Origin of the sequence: Kocuria rhizophila DC2201, from assembly GCF_000010285.1 — a bacterium.
Classification (GTDB): Bacteria; Actinomycetota; Actinomycetes; order Actinomycetales; family Micrococcaceae; genus Kocuria; species Kocuria rhizophila_A.
In genome coordinates, this window is record NC_010617.1 from 32,858 (window position 1) to 53,714 (window position 20,857).

A 20,857-nucleotide genomic window follows, 5' to 3' on the forward strand; every position below is an offset into this window, starting at 1 on the left:
CATGATGCACCCGGTGGGGCGGTGAACGGTTCTTCGACGCACCTCGCGAAGACCCCCGGCTCCCTGGGAGCAGGGGGCCGGGGGGTGCGCCGCGGGGCCGTGGAACGGCCCCGCGGGGGATCAGTCGTTGAAGTCCGCGGGGTCCGAGCCGATGCGGCCGTCGTCCCTGGTCAGGGCGCTGATCTGGTCCACCTCGTCCTGGGAGAGGGTGACGTCCTGGGCGTCCCAGTTCTCCTGGATGCGCTCGGGGGTCACGGACTTGGGGAACACCACGTTGCCGATGGCCAGGTGCCACGCAATGACCACCTGCGCAGGGGTGGCGCCGTGGGCCTGAGCGATGCTCTTGACGGTCTCGTCCTGCAGGTCCTCCTTGCCCTGGCCCAGCGGGGACCACGCCTCGGTCACGATGCCGTGCTGGGCGTCCATGTCCCGCATGGCCTGCTGGTTGAAGTACGGGTGCAGCTCGATCTGGTGGGCCGCCGGGACCACGCCGGTGTCCACCACGTCCTGCAGGGCCTGGGGCGTGAAGTTGGAGACGCCGATGGAGCGGGCCCTGCCGGACGCCTTGATCTCCTGGAAGGCCTTCCAGGTCTCCAGGTACATGCCCTTCTCCGGCTGGGACCAGTGGATGAGGTAGAGGTCCACGTAGTCCAGGCCGAGGCGCTCGAGGGATGCGTCGAAGGCCTCGAGGGTGGACTCGTAGCCCTGGTCGTCGTTCCACAGCTTGGTGGTGACGAACAGCTCCTCGCGCGGGATGCCGCTGGCGGCGATCGCGCGGCCCACGCCCTCCTCGTTGCCGTAGATCTTGGCGGTGTCGATGTGGCGGTAGCCGATCTCCAGGGCCTGGCTCACCACGTCCTCGGCCACGTCCGCATCCACCTTCCACACGCCGAAGCCGAGCTGGGGGATAGTGTTCCCGTCGTTGAGCTGGAGGGTCTGGTTCCTGGGCATGTCGTTCCAATCCTTTCGTTGACAACTACCTCTCAGTGAACTGCCGCGGGGGTGGGCCTGACAAGCGGTTAAGTCGAGGGTGAAGCCCTCCCCGCACCGCCCCGGCACGCAAGGGGCTGCCAGGGAAGCATGATGAAATGGGAACATGACGTTCGATTTCCAGCGCGCGAAGACCCCCGCCTACATCACCTCCCTGGCCCTGGTGGTGATCGGGTTGCTGTGCGCCTCGGGTTCGGTGGCGGTGCTCGGCTGGATCCTCACGCTCCTGGGCCTGGCCCTCAACGTCGTGGCCGTGAGCATCACCTCGCTCGACGGCCCCGGGCGCGCCCGCCGCACGGGCACCCGCGTGGTCGAGGAGCCCGAGGCGGACACCGAGCAGCACGACGTCGTGGTTCCCGCGCGTGCCCAGCGTGAGGTCTCCGGACGGTCCGGCGCCGCCCGACCCGAGCACGATGCCGCTCGCGGTGGATCTGCCGCGTCCGGCTCCTCGGCGGTCCGTGCGACGGCGCCCGTGTCCCCGGAGCGCTCCGTGTCCCCGGAGCGCTCCGCGTCCTGATCCACCGTGTGCCCCGTGCGCCCTCGTGCGCTCTCCGGCGTGCGGGCCACGGCAGCGCGCGTCCGCGTGCGGACGTCCCGGGTTCCTGGGCGTCAGTTCATGGCGGCTGCGCGGTAGATCTGCTGCACCTTCTCCTCGTCCAGGCGGGTCTCAATGCCCACCGTGCCCTCGGGGTCCGAGCGCAGGTAGCGCACCGGGCCGTGGGCGCCCACCTCGAGCTTCTCGGCGTCTGCGACCGCGTAGACGGCGTCGACGGTCCCCGTGAACGCCGGGCCCTGCGTGGGGTTCACGCGCACGGTCAGGTGGGCGGTCACGGTGTCCGAGACGCCGTTCTCGTCGAACGGGGACTCCACGTCCAGCTCGCGGATGATCCCCACGCCGTGGCCGATCACGCCGGGCAGCCGCGAGGCCAGGTGTCCCTGCGCCCTGGCGAAGGACCTCCGCAGCGCCGCGACCCACCCCAGCGCGGAGACCACCAGCACCACGGCGACGAGTCCGAGCCACAGCCCGTTGCGGGTGTCCGCGAAGCGCAGCGCGGCGAGCACCACCACCGCGGCGCACACCAGCGGGATCACGAGCAGCAGGGAGGCCACGAGGCGCTCGCCGACCGAGGGCTTCCGGGCCGCCCCGGCTCCGGGAGCGCCCTGCGCCCCACGCTCCTGAGGGGTGTCGCCCTGCGGGCTGATGCCCTCCGCGGTGTCGCCCGTCCCGTCCGCAGGCCCCGGTTCAGCGGCCCCCGCTGACGACGCCGCTGTCCCCGCCCCCGACGGCGCCCGCCCCAGCTGGCGCATGGCTGCGGCGTCGAAGCCGCGGTCGTTGACGGTGCGGGGAGTGGGCCAGGTGGCGAGGGAATCCATGGGGTCCATTATGAAGGCACCGCTCGACGTCGGACTGGTCATCCGGGTTCGGCCAGAATCGTGTGGGCGAGGTGGTGCGCTACCCGAAGTAATCGACTGGAGGGGTCTTGTTCAATGTCTGGCCATTGCTGAGGGTGACCGCGATGTCGGCGAATGTGCGAATTCTCTTGCTGCCTCTGGCCACGTCGGAATCCGTCATTGCAACCACACCCGTGTAGTAGACGGGAAAGCGTGACGACGACCCGCTGTTGAACATCTGGCAACCGGTGGCGTCGGTGGTGTACACCGCCACCGAGTCCCGGGCCGCTGACCAGGTCAGATTGATGTCGAAAGACTTGACCACCGACCCGTCCGGATAGGTTTCGCTGACCCTGCCTGTTCGCGGTGGCCCGTGGGATTCGTCGGAGCGGGGACGAACGGGGGAGAAACATTTGCAGCGGCAATATATGCACACTACAATTGGGCGCATGACTGAGACGAAGTGGCTGTCCGAGGACGAGCGGGAGGCGTGGCTCGCGCTCGTGTCGATCATGTTCCGTCTGCCGGGATCCGTGGAGGGTCAGCTGCGCAGCGAGGAGGACATGTCCCTGGCCGAGTACCTGGTGCTGGCCATGCTGTCCGAGGCTCCGAACCACCGGCACAAGATGTCGGCGCTGGCCACCGCCACGAACACGTCCCAGTCGCGGCTGTCCCGCATCGTCGCCCGCATGGAGCGGGACGGTCTGGTCACCCGGGAGGGCCGCCAGGACGACCGCCGCGTGGTGATCGCTGAGATCACCTCCGCCGGCCTGGAGCGGGTCAAGGAGGCCGCGCCGGCGCACGTGCGCCACGTGCGGGAGATCGTCTTCGACCGGCTCAGCCCCGAGCAGGTGGTGCAGCTGCGCGAGATCGGCCGCGCCCTCAACTCCGGGGCCAACGCCCGCAGCGTGCTCGGGCTGGACTGCCCCGCCTGAGTCCGTGGCCCCTCAGCGGGCCGCGCGGGAGCCGTTCGACGCGTCTGAGCGCGGGTCTACAGTGGCCGCGTGAGTATGCAGAGCGCCCACACGGCCTTGTGGCGGACCATGAGCGGGCAGGACAACAAGGGTCGCCGGATCAGCTGGGACACGATCAGGCGGATCGCCACCTTCGCCCGCCCCCACCGCGGGGCTATCCTGGCGTTCGTGCTGGTGTCCGTGGTGCTGGCCGTACTGGGGGTCGTGACCCCCGTGCTCGCCGGGGACGTGGTCAACGCCATCACCGGCGGCCACGACGTCTCCGCGGTCATATGGCTGGCCACCGCGATCGCCGTGGTGGCCGTGGCGGACGCCGGGCTCTCCCTGCTGAGCCGGCTGCAGTCCGCGCGGATCGGCGAGGGGCTCATCTACGACCTGCGCACCGCCGTCTACGACCACGTGCAGACCATGCCCCTGGCGTTCTTCACCCGCACCCGCACCGGTGCGCTGGTGTCCCGGCTGAACACGGACGTGATCGGCGCGCAGCGCGCCTTCGCCGGCACGCTGTCCGGCGTGGTGTCCAACGTGGTGTCCCTGCTGCTCACCGTGGGGGTCATGGTCACCATCTCGTGGCAGGTGACGCTGCTGTCCCTGCTGCTGCTGCCCATCTTCCTGGTCCCGGCCCGCGCCATGGGCGGCAAGCTCGCCGCGCTGCAGCGCCAGTCCGCGCAGTACAACGCGCAGATGTCCACCCGCATGACCGAGCGGTTCTCCGCGGGCGGCGCCACCCTGGTCAAGCTCTACAGCGATCCCGCCCAGGAGTCCCGCGAGTTCGCGGCCCGCGCGGCGGACGTGCGCGGCATCGGCATCCGCTCCACCATGCTGCAGACCACCTTCGTGACCGCGCTGACCCTGGTCTCCGCGCTCGCCCTGGCCCTGGTGTACGGCGTGGGCGGCACCCAGGCGCTCATGGGCCACCTGGACGCCGGGTCCGTGGTGGCCCTCGGCATGCTCCTGACCAGGCTGTACACGCCCCTGACCATGCTCGCGAACGCCCACATGGACATCATGAGCGCCGTGGTGAGCTTCGAGCGCGTGTTCGAGGTGCTGGACATCAAGCCCCTGATCGTGGAGAGCCCCACGGCCCGTGCGCTGCCCGAGGGCCCCGTGGCCGTGGAGTTCGACCACGTGAACTTCTCCTACCCCTCCGCGGACAAGGTCTCGCTGGCGTCCCTCGAGGACGTCGCGGTGCTGGACTCCCGCGGCGGGGAGGAGGTGCTGCACGACGTCAGCTTCCGCGCCGCCCCCGGGCACACCGTGGCGCTCGTGGGCTCCTCGGGAGCGGGCAAGTCCACCATTGCGCAGCTGGTCGCGCGGCTGTACGACGTGGACTCGGGCGAGGTGAGCATCGGCGGCCAGGACGTGCGGGAGACCACCTTCGAGTCCCTGCGCCACGCGGTGGGCATGGTCATGCAGGACGGCCACCTGTTCCACGACACCATCCGTGCGAACCTCTCCGTGGCCCGCGAGGGCGTCACGGACGCTGAGCTCTGGGACGCGCTGGAACGCTCCCGGCTGCGCCACGTGATCGAGTCCCTGCCGGACGGGCTGGACACCGTGGTGGGCGAGCGCGGCTACCGCCTCTCGGGCGGTGAGCGCCAGCGGCTGACCATTGCCCGGCTGCTGCTGGCGCGCCCGCGCGTGGTGATCCTGGACGAGGCCACCTCCGCGCTGGACTCCACCAACGAGGCCCACGTGCAGGCCGCCCTGGACGAGGCCATGTCCGGGCGCACCGCCGTGGTGATCGCCCACCGGCTCTCCACCATCCGCCGGGCGGACCAGATCCTGGTGGTCGAGGCCGGCCGGATCGTCGAGCGGGGCTCCCACGAGGAGCTGCTGGCGCACGGCGGTCGCTACGCGGAGCTGCACGACACGCAGTTCGCCGCCGCACACACGGACCACGACGCCGCCGGGTAGCGTTCCCGGCGGACGGAGGTTCCCCACGAGCTCAGGAGGCGCGCGTGACCGGGTGGGACGCACTGTGGGCGGAGCTGGGCATCACCGTGCCGCACGCGGTGGGTGTGGTGCTCTCCGCCGCGGGGATCTACGTGGTGTTCCTGGTGTTCGTGCGGGTCCTGGGCCAGCGGGTGCTCTCGGGGATGTCCACATTCGACGTGGTGGTCACCGTGATGCTCGGAGCGGTCGCGGGGCGCGTGATCCTGGGGCACCCGCCCACGCTCGCGAGCGGCGTGCTGGGCCTGGCCACCCTGTTCCTGCTGGAGGTCGTGTTCGGCCAGCTCGGGGCCCGGCCGCGGTGGCACCGGCTGTTCAACGCCCCCGCCCGGCTGCTGATGGTCGGCGACGCGGTGGACGAGGCGGCCCTGCGGCGGGCCCACATCACGCGCTCCGAGCTCCACGGCGCGCTGCGCAGGTCCGGGGTGCGCTCCTACACGGAGATCGCGTGCGTGCTGCACGAGCCCGGGGGTGGCATCAGCGTGCTGCGCCGGGGGGTGCCCATCGACCGTCACCTGGTTTCGGACGTCGCGGGCGCGGAGCGGATCCCGGAGGAGTTCCTGGCCCCGGAAAACAGCGATGAGTTCGTCCGCTGATTGTTGCAGGTGACTATGATGAGGGCCACGCCTACGAAGGGACACGGACCCCATGACCGACATGGCCATCCGCTATCGCGGTGTGAGCAAGGTCTATCCGGATGGGACCACAGCGGTCGACAATCTCAACCTGGACGTCCCGGCGGGATCCCTCACGGTGTTCGTGGGCCCGTCCGGCTGCGGCAAGACCACCTCGCTGCGCATGCTCAACCGCATGGTCGATCCCACCGAGGGCGTGGTGGAGGTGGACGGGCAGGACGTCTCCAGCATTCCCGCCGCGCAGCTGCGCCGCTCCATGGGGTACGTGATGCAGCAGTCCGGGCTGCTCCCGCACCGGACCGTGGAGGACAACATCGCCACGGTCCCCCGCCTCAATGGGGTCTCCAAGCGTGAGGCCCGCGCAGGTGCCCGCGAGCTGCTGAGCTCGGTGGGCCTGGACGAGTCCCTGGCCGGGCGCTACCCCGCCCAGCTCTCCGGCGGGCAACAGCAGCGCGTGGGGGTGGCCCGGGCGCTCGCGGCGGATCCTCCCATCCTGCTCATGGACGAGCCGTTCTCCGCGGTGGACCCGGTGGTGCGCCAGGACCTGCAGCACGAGCTGCTGGACCTGCAGAAACGGCTGCACCGCACCATCGTGTTCGTGACCCACGACATCGACGAGGCCATCCTGCTGGGCAACCGTGTGGCGGTCTTCGCCCGCGGCGGCCGCCTGGCCCAGTACGCCAGCCCCGAGGAGCTGCTGCGCGCACCCGCGGACGACTTCGTGGCGGACTTCATCGGCCGGGACCGCGGCTTCCGCTCCCTGAGCTTCGACAACGCCACCGTGGAGCTGCAGCCCGTCACGGTGCTCAGCTCCACCACGGGTGAGCGCACCGTGCTGGGCCCGGGAGTCGAGAACCCGGCGCCGTGGCAGGGCGGCGGCGCGGCGTCGTCGGACTGGGTGCTCGTGGTGGACGAGCGTCGCCACCCCCTGGGCTGGCTCCCCGTGCACGATGGCGGCCGGGCCGCCGGGCGCGAGGAGCTGCGCGTGGGCGGGACCCTGTGGCACGACGGCGGCTCCCTGCGCACCGCGCTCGACGCCGCCCTGTCCTCGCCGTCCGGGCAGGCCGTGGCGGTCCACGACGACGGTTCGGTGGCAGGCGTGGTCCCGGGCGATGTGGTGATGCGGGCCATCGAGGCCCAGCGCGCCACCCGCACCGAGCGGGTGCGGCGCCCGTGAACTGGCTGACCAACAACTGGCCCGCGGTGCTGGAGCTCGCGGGTGCGCACCTGGTGCAGTCCGTGATCCCCGTGGTGGTGGGCCTGCTCATGAGCGTCCCCCTCGCGCGGCTGGCAGCCGGCAACCGCTGGCTGCGTCCCGTGTTCGTCACCGGGTCCTCGCTGCTCTACACCATTCCCTCCCTCACCCTGTTCGTGGTGCTGCCCCTGGTGCTCGGCACGCGCATCACGTCCGTGGTCAACGTGGTCGTGGCGCTGACCCTGTACGTGATCGCCATCCTGGTGCGCTCGTGCGTGGACGCGTTCGAGTCCCTGGACCGGGACGTCCTGCAGGCGGCCACGGCCATGGGGTACAAGCCCGCCCGCCGGTTCTTCGGGGTGGAGCTGCCGCTGGCCGTTCCCGTGATGATCGCGGGGCTGCGCGTGGCCACCGTCTCGAACATCTCCATGGTCTCGGTGGGTGCCGTGATCGGCATCCAGTCGCTGGGCACCCTGTTCACGGACGGGCTGCGCCGCTCGATCATCGCCGAGATCGTGGTGGGCATCGTGGCCACCGTGGTGATCGCCGTGGTCCTGGACCAGCTGCTGCGGCTGCTTGGCCACGTGCTGACCCGCTGGCAGCGCACGGGCACGGGCCCCGGGAAGCCGGGCGGGCGGCGTCGTGGTGCGGTGCGCTCCGAGGCCGCCGGAGGCTCCCGGGACGCTGCGGGCTCCCTGGCCGCCGTGGAGTCCGGAGGTGCCCCCGCATGAGCCTGTTCACCGAAGCCGCGCAGTTCCTCACCGACCCCGCCAACTGGACCGGCGCCACGGGCATCCCCCAGCGCCTGCTCGAGCACGCGGGCTACAGCGCCCTGACCATGGCCATCGCGCTGGTGATCGCGGTTCCCCTGGGCCTGTGGGTCGGTCACACCGGCCGCGGCGGGGGAGCGGTCGTGGGCCTGGCGGGGGCGCTGCGCTCGCTGCCCACCCTGGGTCTGCTCACGCTGTTCACCCTGCTCATGGGCCTGGGGCTGATGCCGCCCATCCTCGCGCTCGTGCTGCTGGCCGTGCCGCCCATCCTCTCCGGCACCTACTCGGGGATCGCCGCGGTGTCCCCCTCGCTCGTGGACGCCGCGCGGGCCATGGGCATGACCGAGTCGCAGACCCTGTTCAGGGTGGAGGTCCCGGTGGCGCTGCCCGTGATCCTCGGCGGGATCCGCAACGCGGCCCTGCAGGTGCTCGCCACCGTGACCATCGTGGCCTACATCAACCTGGGCGGGCTGGGCCGCTACCTGATCGACGGGCTCGCGGTGCGTGACTACTCGCGCATGCTCGCGTCCGTGGTGCTCGTGGCGGTGCTCGCGCTGGCCGCCGACGCAGTTCTTGCTCTCACCCAACGCCTGGTGACGTCACCGGGTCTCAGACTGACAGGAGATCGCCCATGACCTCGCAGCACCCGTCCTCCCGCGCCCGGTGGCGCCCCGCGGCATTCGCCGGGGTGGCCGCCTCCGCCGTGCTCGCGCTCACCGCGTGCAGTGGCGGTTCGGACCCCCTCGCGGACAAGAACGACGACGCCTCGGGCGGCTCCTCGGACTCCGTCACCGTGGGCTCGGCGGACTTCCCGGAGTCGCAGATCGTGGCGGAGCTCTACGCCGGCGTGCTGCGTGACGCCGGGGTGAAGGTGGAGACGAAACCAGGGATCGGCGCCCGCGAGGCGTACGTGGGGGCGGTCAAGGACGGCTCCGTGGACGTGGTCCCGGACTACTCCGGCAACCTGCTGCTGTTCGCGGACAAGAACGCCACGGCGGCCTCCGCCGAGGACATCGTGAAGGCGCTGCCGGACAGCCTCAAGAACCAGGACCTCTCGGTGCTGGACGCCTCCAAGGCGGAGGACAAGGACGCACTGGTGGTCACGCAGGCCACCGCGGAGAAGTACGGGCTCAAGTCCGCCACAGACCTCTCCTCCGTGTGCAAAGACCTGGTGATGGCCGGTCCCCCCGAGTTCCAGGAGCGCGCCTACGGCACCAAGGGACTGAAGGAGAAGTACGACTGCTCCTTCAAGTCCTTCCAGCCCATCAACGACGGCGGCGGGCCCCTCACCGTGCAGGCCCTCACCAAGGGGGACGCGCAGGTGGCGGACATCTTCACCACCACCCCGGCCATCCAGGACGAGAACCTGGTGGTGCTGGACGACCCGAAGAACAACTTCATCGCGCAGCAGGTGCTCCCGCTCACCGCGCCGGACCGGCTGCCCCAGAAGGCGGTGGACGCGCTCAACCAGTTCTCCACCAAGCTCACCACCCAGGACCTGATCGACCTGAACCGCGAGGTCAGTGGGGGCGAGCAGCAGAACCCTGGGGATGCCGCCAAGCAGTGGTTGGCCGATCACGGGTACGACAAGGCCTCCTGACACCCGTCGTCCTCCGGGGGCAGCGCGCAGCGCCCGGGCGTCCCGTTCATCGGACGGGACCCCGGGCGTTCGTCATGTCCCATTCAGGTGCATGGTCGTCAGATCGTCGTGACGGGGGGGGCGCACTCTTCCACACAGGGTTGTCCACACACGGCAGGGATGTGCACAGCCCACGCTGACCTGCGGCGATGCCAGTGTTCTCCCACGTGGGCCCGAGGCGTGGTCCCGAGGTTTCCACACCTGTGGACAACGCTGTGCACAAGCTGTGCAGTGAACGGAGGATGAGCAGGTGGTCATGCGCCCGCCACCTTCGAGCCGCGATGTGCTGCGTGCCTGTGCTGGACGGGGCCGCATCAGCGCGGACGTCACCGGCCAGGGCCAGCTGCTGGAGGTGCCGCAGGAACACATGCGCCGGGACACCCGTGCGAGCCCCTGTGATCCCGATCCGCGCTGGGTCTGGTCCACGTTCCACGGCTTCCAGTGGGACCTCCACTACTCCAGTCCGCAGGTCTCTACCCCATGGCCGTGGAACCGCTGTTCCTGGCCAACCAGGGCGCACAGGTTCTGCGCCTGGATGCGGTGGCGCTCATCTGGAAGCAGCCGGGGAGCACGTGCGAGTCCCAGCCCCGGGTCCACGACCTGCTGCGCGCGTTCTGGCTCCCCTCCCGGGGCTCGAGACCGAGCCCGGCCCGGCCGTCGACCGCATCCTGCTGGCGTACTTGCTGGCCATGGGCACCGGGGGCGTCCCCTGAGCTACCTGGGGAACGGGGTGGAGCAGCGGAGTTCGAGGGCGCCACCTTGATCCCGTTCAGCACCCACAATCCCCACGTCCTCGGATATCAGCGGCCCGCCAGGCGCAGCGTGGTGCTGTGCCTGGCCAACTTCAGCGACTGGTCCCAGTTCGTCACGGGAGAGACCCTCAGTGGGTTCCTCCCCGCAGCCGCGCCCTCCACGCGAACGCGTCGGTGGACCCTCTCGGGGGCATCCTCATGGAGGCCCACCGATTCCGCTGACTGCCCGTGAGCGCCGTCCCTGACGCCCCTGACATAACACTGTCACACAAGTGTCCCCTCATAAGTGGACAGGTCCACCCAAAAGTGTGGACAAAACGTGTTATCCACACATCTTCTCCACAGGGGTGGATAACTGATACCACGGGCGCCCCGGTTGCGACCGGAGCCGATCGCGGATCGTTTCCCCAGGTCAAAAGCATGTCACTGGCAGCTCGTGCCGCCATCCGAGAATGTGGCTCGAACATGCGTTCAGGTTGTTCACTGGCTTCTCCACCCCTGTGGGTAACCCTTTTCCACCGCCTGTGCACGGTGCATCCCCTCGACTGAGATGACGCGTCATCATTTCTGCATCACACTGATTCGACCGACTATTTGCGTGCAGTTGCTACCCGGTGGGACGGGCGGCACGGGGAGGCACGCTCAAGGGGGAATCATGTCCGTTCGCATCACCCAGGTCGAGAACGCCGACCGCAGTTTCACCCTGCTCGCCGAGCAGGAGGTACCCGTGTCCGTCGAGGAGTTCGACCGCCTGATCGGCCGGCCCAAGGAGATGGGGGAGTGGTTCGGGGTGGAGTTCACCTGGCCCACGTCCCCGGAACAACAGCTGGATGTGGGGTCGGCGCTGGAGTTCGAAGTCCCGCTGGGCCCATTCAGCGTGGATTTCATCCTGATCGTCGCGGATCGGGTGCCCGGTAAGTCACTTCTCCTGCGCACCACGCGGGGGGCCGTGGACATGACCCTCGAATACACGTGGGCGCCCACGGACACCGGGGTCGATGTGCACATGTGTGCGGACTTCCGCGTGCGCGGTGCGCTGTGGTGGAAGATGCCCTGGACCCGCAGGGTTTCCCGTCACAAGATCGTCCGCGGACTGGAGCGGATGCGGCAGGATGTCACGGCCCGGGCGTCGAGCGGAGTCGCCGTTTCACCGGCCCGGTATCCGAAGGGGACGCGTGCGCCTGAACCCGCCGTGGCCGCGCGTTCGCGGTCGGCGGCGCACCGCAAGGCTTTGAGGCGGCGCTGCGCGCACCAGGCGTAGAGCGCGGCGGACCTGTGCGCCGACCGCCACCTGGCCGGCGTTGCGGGGCCTGTTCTGCGCGGGTGGCAGAGGTGGCGGTGTGCGGCCTCAGCCGTTTGCCGTGCTCCCGGTGTCGTCCCGCGGGGGCAGGGTGCGCTCCATGCGGATCAACCTCACCCGGTAGTCCATGCCGGGCACGTCGAAATCCACCTCGCCGCGGGGCGTGTAGCCCAGCCCTGCGTAGAACGGTTCCAGAACGGGGCTGGACTTGTCGCAGTCCAGGCGGGACACCGACCGACCGGACGCGGCGATGACATCTTCGGCCGCGCGGACGAGCCGCGGGCCCGTTTTCGTGCCGCGCAGGCGGCGGTCCACGGCCACCCCGTGGATGTATCCGGCGGGTTCGGACTGCTGCCCCCAGATCATGGGGTCCTCCCAGATCACCCGGACGCTCGCGAGAACCCGCTCGGGGTGGCCCGGGGAATCCATGACCCACCACTCACCGCGTTCGATCTCCTGCTCCACCTGGGCGGCGGTGAACTCGCCCTCGCGCCACTGGTCGATGCCGCGCGCCTGCATCCAGCGGGCCAATGTGTCCCGGAGCTCGACGATGCCTGCGGCATGACGGTGCTGGGCAGGCGTCACGTCCGGGACGTCGAGACCCGCCGTGCTCGGGGCGGGACGGGAACTGGTGCGGGCGGCGTCGGAGACTGGCATGCCCCGAGGGTAGGGCGGGAGTGGGCGCGGGGAACGTGGTGTGACGGAACGTGACCGGGGCCCGGGAGTCGTACGCCAGTGGCTGAACATCCTTGACCTGCGGAACGGCGGCGATGGACAGTTGAACCATCACGCCCGCAAACGAAAGGATGTTTCACCATGGCTGAAAAGTTCACTCTCCCCGACCTCCCGTACGACTACGCCGCGCTGGAGCCGCACATCTCGGCCCAGATCATGCAGCTGCACCACGACAAGCACCACAACACGTACGTGACCGGTGCTAACACCGCGCTGGAGAAGATGGAGGAGGCCCGTGCCAACGGTGACGCCGCCGGCGCCGCCAAGCTCTCCAAGGACCTGCAGTTCAACCTGGGTGGTCACATCAACCACTCCATTTTCTGGAAGAACCTGTCCCCCGAGGGTGGCGACAAGCCCACCGGCGAGCTCGCCGCGGCGATCGACAACTTCTTCGGCTCCTTCGACGGCTTCCGGGACCACTTCACCGCTGCCGCCACGAGCATCCAGGGCTCCGGCTGGGCCATTCTCGCGTACGAGCCCGTTGCCGGGAACCTGGTGATCGAGCAGATGTACGACCAGCAGAACGGTGTCCCCGTGGCCACCATCCCGCTGCTGCAGCTGGACATGTGGGAGCACGCCTTCTACCTCGACTACCAGAACGTCAAGGCGGACTACGTCAAGGCTTTCTGGAACATCGTGAACTGGGCGGATGTCTCCGAGCGTTTCGAGAAGGCGCGCGCCGGGGCCAAGTCCCTCATCTGATCCCGTCGTGGTGCGTCGCCCCGCGATGCCATGACCTCACGAAACCCCGCGCGGCGCTCGCCGTGCGGGGTTTCGCGCTACCAGCCACCCCTCCCGAGGAGTCCCGCCCATGAGCACGCTCCGTTTCCTGGTGACCCAGCAGATTCCCGAGCCCGGCCCGAGCATCCTGCGCGACGCGGGAGACGTGGAGATCCGAAGCGGCATGAGCGCCGAGGAGCTGCGGGAGGCGGTGACGGGCGGCGAGTACGACGTGGCGCTGTCCCAGACCTCGGACGCCTTCTCCGCCGAGCTTCTGGGTGAGGCGAGGATCAGGGGCATCGCGAACTACGGCGTGGGGTACAACAACATCGACGTGGCGGCGGCCGCGCAGCACGGGATCGCGGTGGGCAACACCCCGGACGTGCTCGACGACGCCACCGCGAACCTGGCCGTGCTGCTCCTGCTGGGTGCCGCCCGCCGCGCGCACGAGGCCTCCGAGTTCCTGCGCGCGGCCAGGTTCGAGGGACTGCGCCCCGGTCTGCTGGTGGGCCAGGACGTCACCGGCGCCACCCTGGGGATCGCGGGCATGGGCCGGATCGGCAAGGCCGTGGCCCGGCGCGCGCTCGGGTTTGGCATGACCGTCCAGTTCACGCAGCGACCGCCGCACGACCGCGTGGTGTCCGACGAGGAACTGGGCGAGCTGGCGGGGCACGTCACCCAGGTGCCGTGGGACGAGCTCGTGGCCACGAGCGACTACCTCTCGCTGCACGTCCCGCTCACGGAGCAGACCACGCACCTGGTGGACGCGGACGTGCTGCGCCGCATGAAGTCCACGGCGGTGCTGGTCAACACGGCGCGCGGGCCGGTGGTGGACGAGAAGGCCCTGGTGCACGCCCTGCGCGAGGGTCAGATCTTCGCCGCCGGGCTGGACGTGTTCGAGAACGAACCCGCCGTGGAGCCCGGCCTGCTGGAGCTGCCCAACGCGTTCCTGCTCCCGCACATCGGCTCTGCGGAGGCGGGTACCCGGGCCGGCATGGCGCGGATGGCCGCAGAGAACGCCGTGGCCATGGCCCGCGGGGAGAAGCCGCCGTACCCGGTGGAGGTGTAGCCCGCGCAGGTGGATCGCGGCGCCGACTCCTCGCTCCGGGTCGGGTCGTGGGCGCCGGGAACTCCCGGGAGCCCGGCGCCCGGGGCAGGGACCGGGATGCCGCGCTCACCGGGCCCGGTGTGCGGCGTCGGACGTCGAAGCGGCGACGGCGGGATCAGCCGCGGCCCTGCAGTGCCGCGACCACGTCCGCCGTGGCGGCGATCGCGGTGTCGACGTCCTGCGCGGTGGTGTCCCTGCCCAGGCTGAAGCGCACCGCGGTGCTCGCCACCTCCGGTGAGAGGCCCAGTGCGGTGAGCACGTGGGACGGTTCCGTGGAACCCGCCGAGCACGCCGACCCCGAGGACACCAACACCCCTCGGTTCTCCAGGTCCACCAGCACAGTTTCCCCGTTGACGCCCGGGAAGCAGAAGCTTGCGTTCGTGGCCAACCTGTTCCCACCGGCGCTCGAGTCCGGGCCCGTGAGCAGGGCACCGGGCACGCGGCCGAGGATGCCCTCGATGAGCTGGCCCCGCAGCGCCACCGTGCGCCGAACATGCTCCTCGCGCTCCGCCTCGGCGCGTTCCAGGGCGACGGCGAGCCCCACCGCCCCCGCGACGGTGGAGGTTCCGGACCTGCGTCCCCGCTCGTGACCACCGCCGCTGAGCAGCGGCCGCAAGGGTGTGCCCCGCTTGATCCAGAGCAGCCCGATGCCCGGGGGCGTGCCGATCTTGTGACCCGCAAGGCTCAGTGCGCTCACCCCGAGGGTCCTCACGTCCAGTGGGAGCACGCCCGCGGCCTGCACGGCGTCCGTGTGCAGGGGCACGCCGTGCTCGGTGGCGATCTCCGCCAGCGCGGCGATGTCCTGCACGGTGCCCACCTCGTTGTTCGCGAGCATCACGGAGGCCACAGCGACCTCGGCCGCGTCGTCGTCGCCCCGGAGCAGCGCGCGGAAGGCGTTCGGAAGCACGACACCGCTCGTGTCCACGGGTGCGGTCCGCGCCTCGAAGTCGTCGTACCGGGCGAGGTCCGCCGCCGAGTCCAGGACGGCGTGGTGCTCGATCGCGCTCGTGACGACGCGGGCGCGGCCGGGCCCGCGTTCGCGGCGGGCCAGCGCAATGCCCTTGACCGCGAGGTTGTCCGCCTCCGTGCCACCGGAGGTGAATACGACCTCACCCGGACGGGCATTGAGCACAGCGGCCACGCGCTCGCGGGCGTCCTCCAGGGCGTGGGCCGCACGACGCCCGCGCTCGTGGTGGCTGGACGCGTTGCCGTACTCCGTGGTGAGCCACGGCCACATGGCCTCAAGCACGTCCCTGCGGGGAGCGGCGGTCGCGGCGTGGTCCAGGTAGATCATGGGTGTCCTCTCACGAGCGGAAGGATGACGGGCGGCGGAAGCTGCGGTAGACAGGGAACATGGATGCGAACTCACTCACCACACTGGCCCGCACACTGCTGGAGCAGGCCCACGAGGTCTCCAGCGGACGCGCCGCGCACAACCTCCACGGGGGCCGTGGCCGCCGCCTGCAGCAGACGGTGATAGCGCTCGTACGGGGCGAGAAGCTCAAGGAGCACGAGAACCCCGGTGAGGCCACCCTGCAGGTGATCGAGGGACGCGTGGAGCTCGCCGCGGGCGAGGACTTCGTGACGCTGTCCGCGGGGGAGCACGCCGTGATCCCGCAGCAGCGACACTCCCTCCATGCCCAGGAGGACTCCGTGGTCCTACTGAGCCTGGTGAACAACCACTAGCCCACGACGATGTCCAGGCCCAGGTCGAGTGCGTGCGCGGAATGGGTCAGGGCTCCCACGGAGATCACGTCCACGCCCGTGGCGGCCACCCGGCCGATGGTCTCCAGGGTGATCCCGCCGGAGGCCTCCACGGCGGCGCGACCGTCGATCATGGCCACCCCGCTGACCAGGTCCGCGGGCGCGAAGTTGTCCAGCAGCACCACGTCCGCGCCACCGGCCAGGACGTCCTCGATCTGGTCCAGCCGGTCCACCTCCACCACCATGCAAGTCGTGTGAGGCATCTTCCGGCGAAGGTCGCGCAGGGCACGGGACAGGGGTGCGCCCCCGGCGGTGAGCACGGCCAGGTGGTTGTCCTTGAGCATCACGGCGTCCGAGAGCCCGAAGCGGTGGTTGTGACCGCCGCCGCACGTCACGGCGTGCTTCTCCAGCGCTCTCAGCCCCGGAGTGGTCTTGCGGGTGTCGCACACGCGGGTGCGGGTGATGGTTCCGGCGGGAAGCTTGTTCGAGCGCTCCACCTCCGCCACGGTCTCCTCCACGGCGGAGACGTAGCGCGCGGTGGTCGTGGCGATCCCGGACATCCGCTGCACGAGGTTCAGCACCGTGCGCTCGGCAGTGAGGACGGCCCGCGCCGGCCCGCGCACCGTGGCCACGGCGGTGCCGGGGTCGAGCTGATCCCCGTCCGCGACGTGCAGTTCCACCTCCGCGGCCGAGTCCAGCACGGTGAAGCCCACCCGGATCACCTCCGCGCCCGCGAACACTCCGTTCTCCCGGGACACCACCGCGGCGGTGGCGTTTGCGTCCTCGGGGAGCGCGAGCTCGGAGGTGAGGTCACCCCACGGGGCGTCCTCCGCGAGTCCTGCCCGGATCACGGTCTCAACGGCTGAGCGGTGCAGCATGTGCTGTCCTTTCGGTGCTGGTGGGTGCGCTGACGTCGTGGTGTCCTCCGGGGAGGGCCGTGTTCGCGCTGCTGGGGATGCCGGGGTGTGCGGCCCCGTCAATGCCCCGGGCGGCATGACGTGCGGTTGACGGGTTTGGGTGCTGGGAACCGGTGGATGCCGGATCGTCGGCGCGGTGGTGGGCCCCGCGGGACTCGGTCCGCCGCCGCGCCGCTCGCACGAGTCCGCTCGCCACGGTCAGCAGGTTCCGGTCCTCGTGCTCCGCGAGGGTGTCCGCGTCCGTTCGGGGCCCCTCCGACGACGACGCCGCGAGCCACCCGTCCAGCGCCCGTTGCGTCTCCGCGAGGCCTTCCTCGGTGCGGATCACTCCGGCACTCCGCCACATCACGGCCTGCAGGGCCGCACGGGTGAACGGTGCCGTGCTGCCAGGGGTGGTGTGCCGGTCCGGTGAGGTGGGAGGCGCGTCATGTCGATCGGACGCCGGCCAGGACGTGGGATCGGCCGGTGCGTCGGTCACGAGCCGCCCGATGCGATTGCCGAAGACCACGGCCTCCAGCAGCGAGTTGGACGCGAGCCGGTTGGCGCCGTGCAGTCCCGTGGCGGCGCACTCGCCCGCGGCCCACAGCCCGGGGACGGTGGTGCGTCCGGCGTCGTCGGTGGTGATCCCACCCATGAGGTAGTGCGCGGCGGGGCTCACCGGAACCGGTTCGCGGGACCAGTCGATCCCGCGGTCCCGCAGTGCTCGGTCGATCGTGGGGAAGCGACGGGCCAGGTGCTCGGCCCGGGTCAAGCCGTCCGGCACGGGCACCGTAGCGCAGTCCAGCACCACGTGCGCTCCGGGGGCGGAGACCCGTTCGGCGGCAATGGCCCGGGCCACGACGTCCCGCGGCGCGAGTTCCGCGCGGGGATCCACCGCCAGCATGAATCGTTCTCCGCGGTGGTTGCGCAGCACGGCCCCCTCACCGCGCAGGGCCTCCGAGATCAGGAACGAGCCCGGGGCTGCCAGCGCGGTGGGGTGGAACTGCAGGAACTCCAGGTCGTGCACCGCGGCCCCCGCACGAAGGGCCAGGGCGATGCCGTCCCCCGTGGCCACCTCGGGATTGGTGGTGAACGGGTACAGGTGTCCGGCGCCGCCGGTGGCGAGCACCACGTGGTCGGCGGCCAGGACGTGCTCGGGGCCCAGGCAACCCGCCGGATCCACGGAGCGCGCGGTCACGCCGGACACGGTTCCGCCCCGTTGCAGGATGCCGGTGACCAGTGTGTATTCCTGGACACTCATATCTGCCAAATCGCAGGTCTCCCGCACCCGTGCCGCGAGGGCCTCCTGGATCATCCGTCCGGTGGCATCACCCCCGGCGTGCAGGATCCGCGGCACGCTGTGCGCACCCTCGAGCCCCTGGACCCACGGGGAGTCTGCCCCGGCCACGCGGTCGAAAGACACGCCGTGCCGGGTAAGGAGCGTGATCGCGTCCGGGGAGTCGGCGACGACGCCGCGCACCACCTCCGAGTCGCACAGCCCGACCCCCGCGGCCTGGGTGTCCCGGGCATGCAGCTGCGGGGTGTCCAGGGGCTGCCCCCCGGGGAGGCCGCGGGTCATGGCGGCGATTCCGCCCTGCGCGCGGTCCGTGGCGGTGTTCCCGAGGGTGGACTTGCTCAGCACGGTGACCCGGGCGCCGCGGGCGGCGGCACCCAGCGCGGCGGTGAGTCCGGCGGCACCGGAGCCCACGACGAGAACGCGCGGAGCGGCGTCGTCCTCCGGGCGATCCCGTGCCTCACGCACGCGGCACCGCGGCGAGCATGCGCTCCAACGCCACCGACGCCTCGGCGGCGACTTCCGGGGCCACGCTCACCCGGTTGACCACGCGCCCGGCCACGAGCTCCTCCAGGACCCACGCGAGGTAGCCGGGGTGGATGCGGTACATCGTGGAGCACGGGCAGATCACGGGGTCCAGGCAGAAGATGGTGTGCTCCGGGTGCTCCGCGGCCAGGCGGTTGACCATGTTGATCTCGGTGCCGATGGCGAAGGTCTGTCCCGGTTCCGCCGCGGCCACAGCCTTGCGGATGTGGTCCGTGGAGCCGGCGGAGTCCGCGGCGTCCACCACCTCCATGGGGCACTCGGGGTGGACCACCACGGTGCACCCGGGGTGCTCGGCGCGGGCCTGCTCGATCTGGGCGACGGTGAAGCGGCGGTGCACGGAGCAGAAGCCGTGCCACAGGATCACCCGCGCATCATCCAGTGCCGCGGGAGAGTTGCCGCCCAGCGGCCTGTTCGGGTTCCACAGCGGCATCTGCTCCAGCGGCACGCCCATGGCCTTGGCGGTGTTGCGGCCCAGGTGCTGGTCCGGGAAGAACAGCACCCGCTGCCCGCGGGCGAAGGCCCACTCCAGCACGGTGGCGGCGTTGGAGGACGTGCACACGATGCCCCCGTGGCGCCCGCAGAACGCCTTGAGCGCCGCGGAGGAGTTCATGTAGGTCACGGGGACCACCGAGGCCAGCGGTTCGCCGCGCTCATCCGTGAGCACGGTGCCGTGCTCGTCCGTGGCATGGGGGCCCAGGACGTCCACGAGCTCCGCCCAGCACTCCTCCACGGAGTCCTCGTCCGCCATGTCCGCCATGGAGCAGCCCGCGGCCGGGTTGGGCAGGATCACGGCCTGCTGCTCCGTGGAGAGGATGTCCGCGGTCTCGGCCATGAAGTGCACGCCGCAGAACACGATGGCCTCGGCCTCCGGGTGCGCCTTCGCCTGCTGCGCGAGCTGGAACGAGTCCCCGATGAAGTCCGCGTGCGCCACGATCTCGTCCCGCTGGTAGAAGTGGCCCATCACCACCACGCGGTTCCCCAGAGTCTGCTTGGCCGTGCTGATCATGGCATCCAGCTCCCCGGGGCTCGCGTCCCGGTAGCGCTGCGGGATGGCGGGCTGCGCGGGGGAGCCCGGGGGAACGACGTCGTGCTGGGACGCCCCGGGGCCGTAGCCCTCGGTGAGCGGGGCCGGGAAGTCCCACGGCTGCTCCGCGAGGGCGGCGCTGCACGAGCCGCCGGATGTGCCGGGCTGCGCGGCTGCGCGGTCCCCGGGGCGGGAGGACAGCAGGGTGAGGCGGGTGGCGACGGAGGTCATGGTGTCTCCTGGCTCGTAGGGCTCTCGGGTGATGGCGGACTCGGCAGGCTCGACGGTCCCGGCGGGCTGGGACTGCTCGCGTGGCCGGGACGCTCTGCGGCGTGCGGGCCGGAGCGGGTGAAGTCCGGGGCGGTGTCCTCGGTGAAGCGGTACAGCGCGGGGGGCCGGTGCGGGGTACCGGAAACGCGCTGACCGGTGTCCTGCAGCCGGCCGGAGCGCAGCGCGTGGCGGCGGAAATTGGGGGCGTCCACGGCGCGGCCCAGGATAGCCTCGTGCACCTCGCGCAGCTGGGCGATGGTGAAGGAGTCGGGCAGGAAGGAGCGGGCCACGGTGGGGTCCGCGATCCGGTCCCGCAACCGGTCCAGGGCGTGGGCCACCACGAGCGAGTGGTCGAAGGCCAGGGGTGGCAGGTCGGTGGCCTGCAGCCACGTGACGTTGAGGTCGTCCTCGCCCGCGGCGGCCTCCCGGGGGGACAGGGCGGCCCAGTAGACCACGGTGACCACGCGCTCGTCGGCGCCCTGGGAGCGGGTGAGACCGCCGAACGTGGCGAGCTGCTCCAGGTGGGCGGCGTCGAGGCCCGTGGTGAGGCGCAGGTACGCGGCGGCGGAGTCCTCCAGGCCCTCGTCCTCACTCAGCGGGCCGCCCGGCAGTGCCCACCGGTGGCGGTGGGGATCCCGGATCCGGCGCACCAGGGGCAGCCGCAGTTCGTGTCGCCCGTCCGGTCCGGTGGGGCGCACCGTGAAGATCACGGTGGACACGGCAATGCTCGTGCACGGGGTGCCCATGGCCACCGCCCTCCGCCCGTTGGACCGGGCCGGTGCCCGGATGGTGTTGAGGAGACTCTAACCGCTAAAAGTCACTGTGACACTAAGGGAGGTCGTGTGACGCGGCCACGGCGAACAGCGGGGCCGGGCCGCGGTGCCACATTGTCCGCGCGCCCGTGTCCTGCCCCGAGCCGGGCCGACGGTTGCGTACGTTAGGCAGATCACACGTCGGCCG

General features: G+C 70.8%; 21 protein-coding genes. 12 read left to right on the top strand and 9 right to left on the bottom strand.

The window, feature by feature from the left end; translation table 11 throughout:
• Positions 1-120: 120 nt before the first annotated feature.
• Positions 121-951 carry an aldo/keto reductase gene (locus tag KRH_RS00140; protein WP_012397100.1) on the bottom strand — a complete coding sequence of 277 codons (831 nt, stop codon included), beginning with the start codon at positions 949-951 and terminating at the stop codon, positions 121-123.
• Positions 952-1,096: 145 nt separating this feature from the next.
• On the opposite strand from KRH_RS00140, the gene KRH_RS00145 reads away from it, so the two are divergent.
• Complete coding sequence (locus tag KRH_RS00145; RefSeq protein ID WP_012397101.1) at positions 1,097-1,507, top strand: hypothetical protein; 411 nt, start codon at positions 1,097-1,099, stop codon at positions 1,505-1,507.
• A gap of 92 nt (positions 1,508-1,599) precedes the next feature.
• On the opposite strand, the gene KRH_RS00150 is transcribed toward KRH_RS00145, so the two are convergent.
• The gene (locus tag KRH_RS00150; protein WP_105590640.1) at positions 1,600-2,364 is read right to left on the bottom strand and encodes a hypothetical protein; all 765 of its coding nucleotides are present in this window, start codon (positions 2,362-2,364) and stop codon (positions 1,600-1,602) included.
• Between the two features lie 79 nt (positions 2,365-2,443).
• Complete coding sequence (locus tag KRH_RS00155) at positions 2,444-2,707, bottom strand: hypothetical protein (protein WP_012397103.1); 264 nt, start codon at positions 2,705-2,707, stop codon at positions 2,444-2,446.
• A gap of 124 nt (positions 2,708-2,831) precedes the next feature.
• Between KRH_RS00155 and KRH_RS00160 the strand changes: the two genes are divergently transcribed.
• The 8 genes from KRH_RS00160 (at position 2,832) to KRH_RS00195 (ending at position 11,561) form a co-directional block, all read left to right on the top strand.
• On the top strand, positions 2,832-3,317 hold the full coding sequence (locus KRH_RS00160) for a MarR family winged helix-turn-helix transcriptional regulator (RefSeq protein WP_012397104.1): 486 nt from the start codon (positions 2,832-2,834) through the stop codon (positions 3,315-3,317).
• Positions 3,318-3,386: 69 nt separating this feature from the next.
• Positions 3,387-5,273, top strand: a complete 1,887-nt coding sequence (locus tag KRH_RS00165) for an ABC transporter ATP-binding protein (protein ID WP_012397105.1) — start codon at positions 3,387-3,389, stop codon at positions 5,271-5,273.
• Between the two features lie 44 nt (positions 5,274-5,317).
• Positions 5,318-5,905: a DUF421 domain-containing protein gene (locus KRH_RS00170; RefSeq protein WP_012397106.1), complete on the top strand. Its 588-nt coding sequence runs from the start codon at positions 5,318-5,320 to the stop codon at positions 5,903-5,905.
• 52 nt (positions 5,906-5,957) lie between these two features.
• A complete protein-coding gene (locus KRH_RS00175; RefSeq protein WP_012397107.1) occupies positions 5,958-7,121 on the top strand; it encodes an ABC transporter ATP-binding protein in 1,164 nt (387 codons plus the stop codon).
• On the top strand, positions 7,118-7,870 hold the full coding sequence (locus KRH_RS00180) for an ABC transporter permease (protein WP_012397108.1): 753 nt from the start codon (positions 7,118-7,120) through the stop codon (positions 7,868-7,870). Before KRH_RS00175 ends, KRH_RS00180 begins: the two co-directional genes overlap by 4 nt.
• Entirely contained in the window at positions 7,867-8,544 is a 678-nt protein-coding gene (locus tag KRH_RS00185; protein WP_012397109.1) for an ABC transporter permease, read from the top strand. Before KRH_RS00180 ends, KRH_RS00185 begins: the two co-directional genes overlap by 4 nt.
• Positions 8,541-9,509 (top strand): ABC transporter substrate-binding protein, encoded by a 969-nt coding sequence (locus KRH_RS00190; protein WP_012397110.1) that lies wholly within the window; start codon positions 8,541-8,543, stop codon positions 9,507-9,509. Before KRH_RS00185 ends, KRH_RS00190 begins: the two co-directional genes overlap by 4 nt.
• Before the next feature lie 1,446 nt (positions 9,510-10,955).
• Positions 10,956-11,561 (top strand): hypothetical protein, encoded by a 606-nt coding sequence (locus tag KRH_RS00195; RefSeq protein WP_012397112.1) that lies wholly within the window; start codon positions 10,956-10,958, stop codon positions 11,559-11,561.
• An 87-nt stretch (positions 11,562-11,648) separates the two neighbouring features.
• Here the strand turns inward: KRH_RS00195 and KRH_RS00200 are convergent, their stop codons facing one another.
• On the bottom strand, positions 11,649-12,257 hold the full coding sequence (locus KRH_RS00200; protein WP_012397113.1) for a GNAT family N-acetyltransferase: 609 nt from the start codon (positions 12,255-12,257) through the stop codon (positions 11,649-11,651).
• Between the two features lie 159 nt (positions 12,258-12,416).
• Between KRH_RS00200 and KRH_RS00205 the strand changes: the two genes are divergently transcribed.
• Positions 12,417-13,037 carry a superoxide dismutase gene (locus KRH_RS00205; protein WP_012397114.1) on the top strand — a complete coding sequence of 207 codons (621 nt, stop codon included), beginning with the start codon at positions 12,417-12,419 and terminating at the stop codon, positions 13,035-13,037.
• A gap of 109 nt (positions 13,038-13,146) precedes the next feature.
• A complete protein-coding gene (locus tag KRH_RS00210) occupies positions 13,147-14,124 on the top strand; it encodes a 2-hydroxyacid dehydrogenase (protein WP_012397115.1) in 978 nt (325 codons plus the stop codon).
• Between the two features lie 154 nt (positions 14,125-14,278).
• Here the strand turns inward: KRH_RS00210 and KRH_RS00215 are convergent, their stop codons facing one another.
• Complete coding sequence (locus KRH_RS00215) at positions 14,279-15,457, bottom strand: cysteine desulfurase family protein (protein ID WP_012397116.1); 1,179 nt, start codon at positions 15,455-15,457, stop codon at positions 14,279-14,281.
• 59 nt (positions 15,458-15,516) lie between these two features.
• On the opposite strand from KRH_RS00215, the gene KRH_RS00220 reads away from it, so the two are divergent.
• Positions 15,517-15,849, top strand: a complete 333-nt coding sequence (locus tag KRH_RS00220; protein ID WP_012397117.1) for a cupin domain-containing protein — start codon at positions 15,517-15,519, stop codon at positions 15,847-15,849.
• Here the strand turns inward: KRH_RS00220 and nadC are convergent.
• The 4 genes from nadC to KRH_RS00240 are packed head-to-tail and all read right to left on the bottom strand — an operon-like array spanning position 15,846 to position 20,643.
• On the bottom strand, positions 15,846-16,745 hold the full coding sequence (gene nadC, locus KRH_RS00225; RefSeq protein WP_012397118.1) for a carboxylating nicotinate-nucleotide diphosphorylase: 900 nt from the start codon (positions 16,743-16,745) through the stop codon (positions 15,846-15,848). The two genes, KRH_RS00220 and nadC, sit on opposite strands and share 4 nt — an antisense overlap.
• The gene (gene nadB / locus KRH_RS00230; protein ID WP_012397119.1) at positions 16,723-18,525 is read right to left on the bottom strand and encodes an L-aspartate oxidase; all 1,803 of its coding nucleotides are present in this window, start codon (positions 18,523-18,525) and stop codon (positions 16,723-16,725) included. The genes nadC and nadB overlap by 23 nt, the downstream gene beginning before the upstream one ends.
• A complete protein-coding gene (nadA, locus tag KRH_RS00235; protein WP_012397120.1) occupies positions 18,518-19,858 on the bottom strand; it encodes a quinolinate synthase NadA in 1,341 nt (446 codons plus the stop codon). The genes nadB and nadA overlap by 8 nt, the downstream gene beginning before the upstream one ends.
• Positions 19,855-20,643 (bottom strand): NUDIX hydrolase, encoded by a 789-nt coding sequence (locus KRH_RS00240; RefSeq protein WP_050738082.1) that lies wholly within the window; start codon positions 20,641-20,643, stop codon positions 19,855-19,857. Before KRH_RS00240 ends, nadA begins: the two co-directional genes overlap by 4 nt.
• Between the last annotated feature and the right edge of the window lie 214 nt (positions 20,644-20,857).

Coding starts and splice junctions, on each gene's coding strand:
- KRH_RS00200 (WP_012397113.1), bottom strand. CDS start 12,257: ATGCCAGTCTCCGACGCCGCCCGCACCAGTTCCCGTCCCGCCCCGAGC.
- KRH_RS00140 (WP_012397100.1), bottom strand. CDS start 951: ATGCCCAGGAACCAGACCCTCCAGCTCAACGACGGGAACACTATCCCC.
- KRH_RS00150 (WP_105590640.1), bottom strand. CDS start 2,364: ATGGATTCCCTCGCCACCTGGCCCACTCCCCGCACCGTCAACGACCGC.
- KRH_RS00210 (WP_012397115.1), top strand. CDS start 13,147: ATGAGCACGCTCCGTTTCCTGGTGACCCAGCAGATTCCCGAGCCCGGC.
- KRH_RS00220 (WP_012397117.1), top strand. CDS start 15,517: ATGGATGCGAACTCACTCACCACACTGGCCCGCACACTGCTGGAGCAG.
- KRH_RS00240 (WP_050738082.1), bottom strand. CDS start 20,643: ATGGGCACCCCGTGCACGAGCATTGCCGTGTCCACCGTGATCTTCACG.
- KRH_RS00195 (WP_012397112.1), top strand. CDS start 10,956: ATGTCCGTTCGCATCACCCAGGTCGAGAACGCCGACCGCAGTTTCACC.
- KRH_RS00175 (WP_012397107.1), top strand. CDS start 5,958: ATGACCGACATGGCCATCCGCTATCGCGGTGTGAGCAAGGTCTATCCG.
- KRH_RS00215 (WP_012397116.1), bottom strand. CDS start 15,457: ATGATCTACCTGGACCACGCCGCGACCGCCGCTCCCCGCAGGGACGTG.
- KRH_RS00160 (WP_012397104.1), top strand. CDS start 2,832: ATGACTGAGACGAAGTGGCTGTCCGAGGACGAGCGGGAGGCGTGGCTC.
- nadC (WP_012397118.1), bottom strand. CDS start 16,745: ATGCTGCACCGCTCAGCCGTTGAGACCGTGATCCGGGCAGGACTCGCG.
- nadA (WP_012397120.1), bottom strand. CDS start 19,858: ATGACCTCCGTCGCCACCCGCCTCACCCTGCTGTCCTCCCGCCCCGGG.
- KRH_RS00205 (WP_012397114.1), top strand. CDS start 12,417: ATGGCTGAAAAGTTCACTCTCCCCGACCTCCCGTACGACTACGCCGCG.
- KRH_RS00145 (WP_012397101.1), top strand. CDS start 1,097: ATGACGTTCGATTTCCAGCGCGCGAAGACCCCCGCCTACATCACCTCC.
- KRH_RS00185 (WP_012397109.1), top strand. CDS start 7,867: ATGAGCCTGTTCACCGAAGCCGCGCAGTTCCTCACCGACCCCGCCAAC.
- KRH_RS00190 (WP_012397110.1), top strand. CDS start 8,541: ATGACCTCGCAGCACCCGTCCTCCCGCGCCCGGTGGCGCCCCGCGGCA.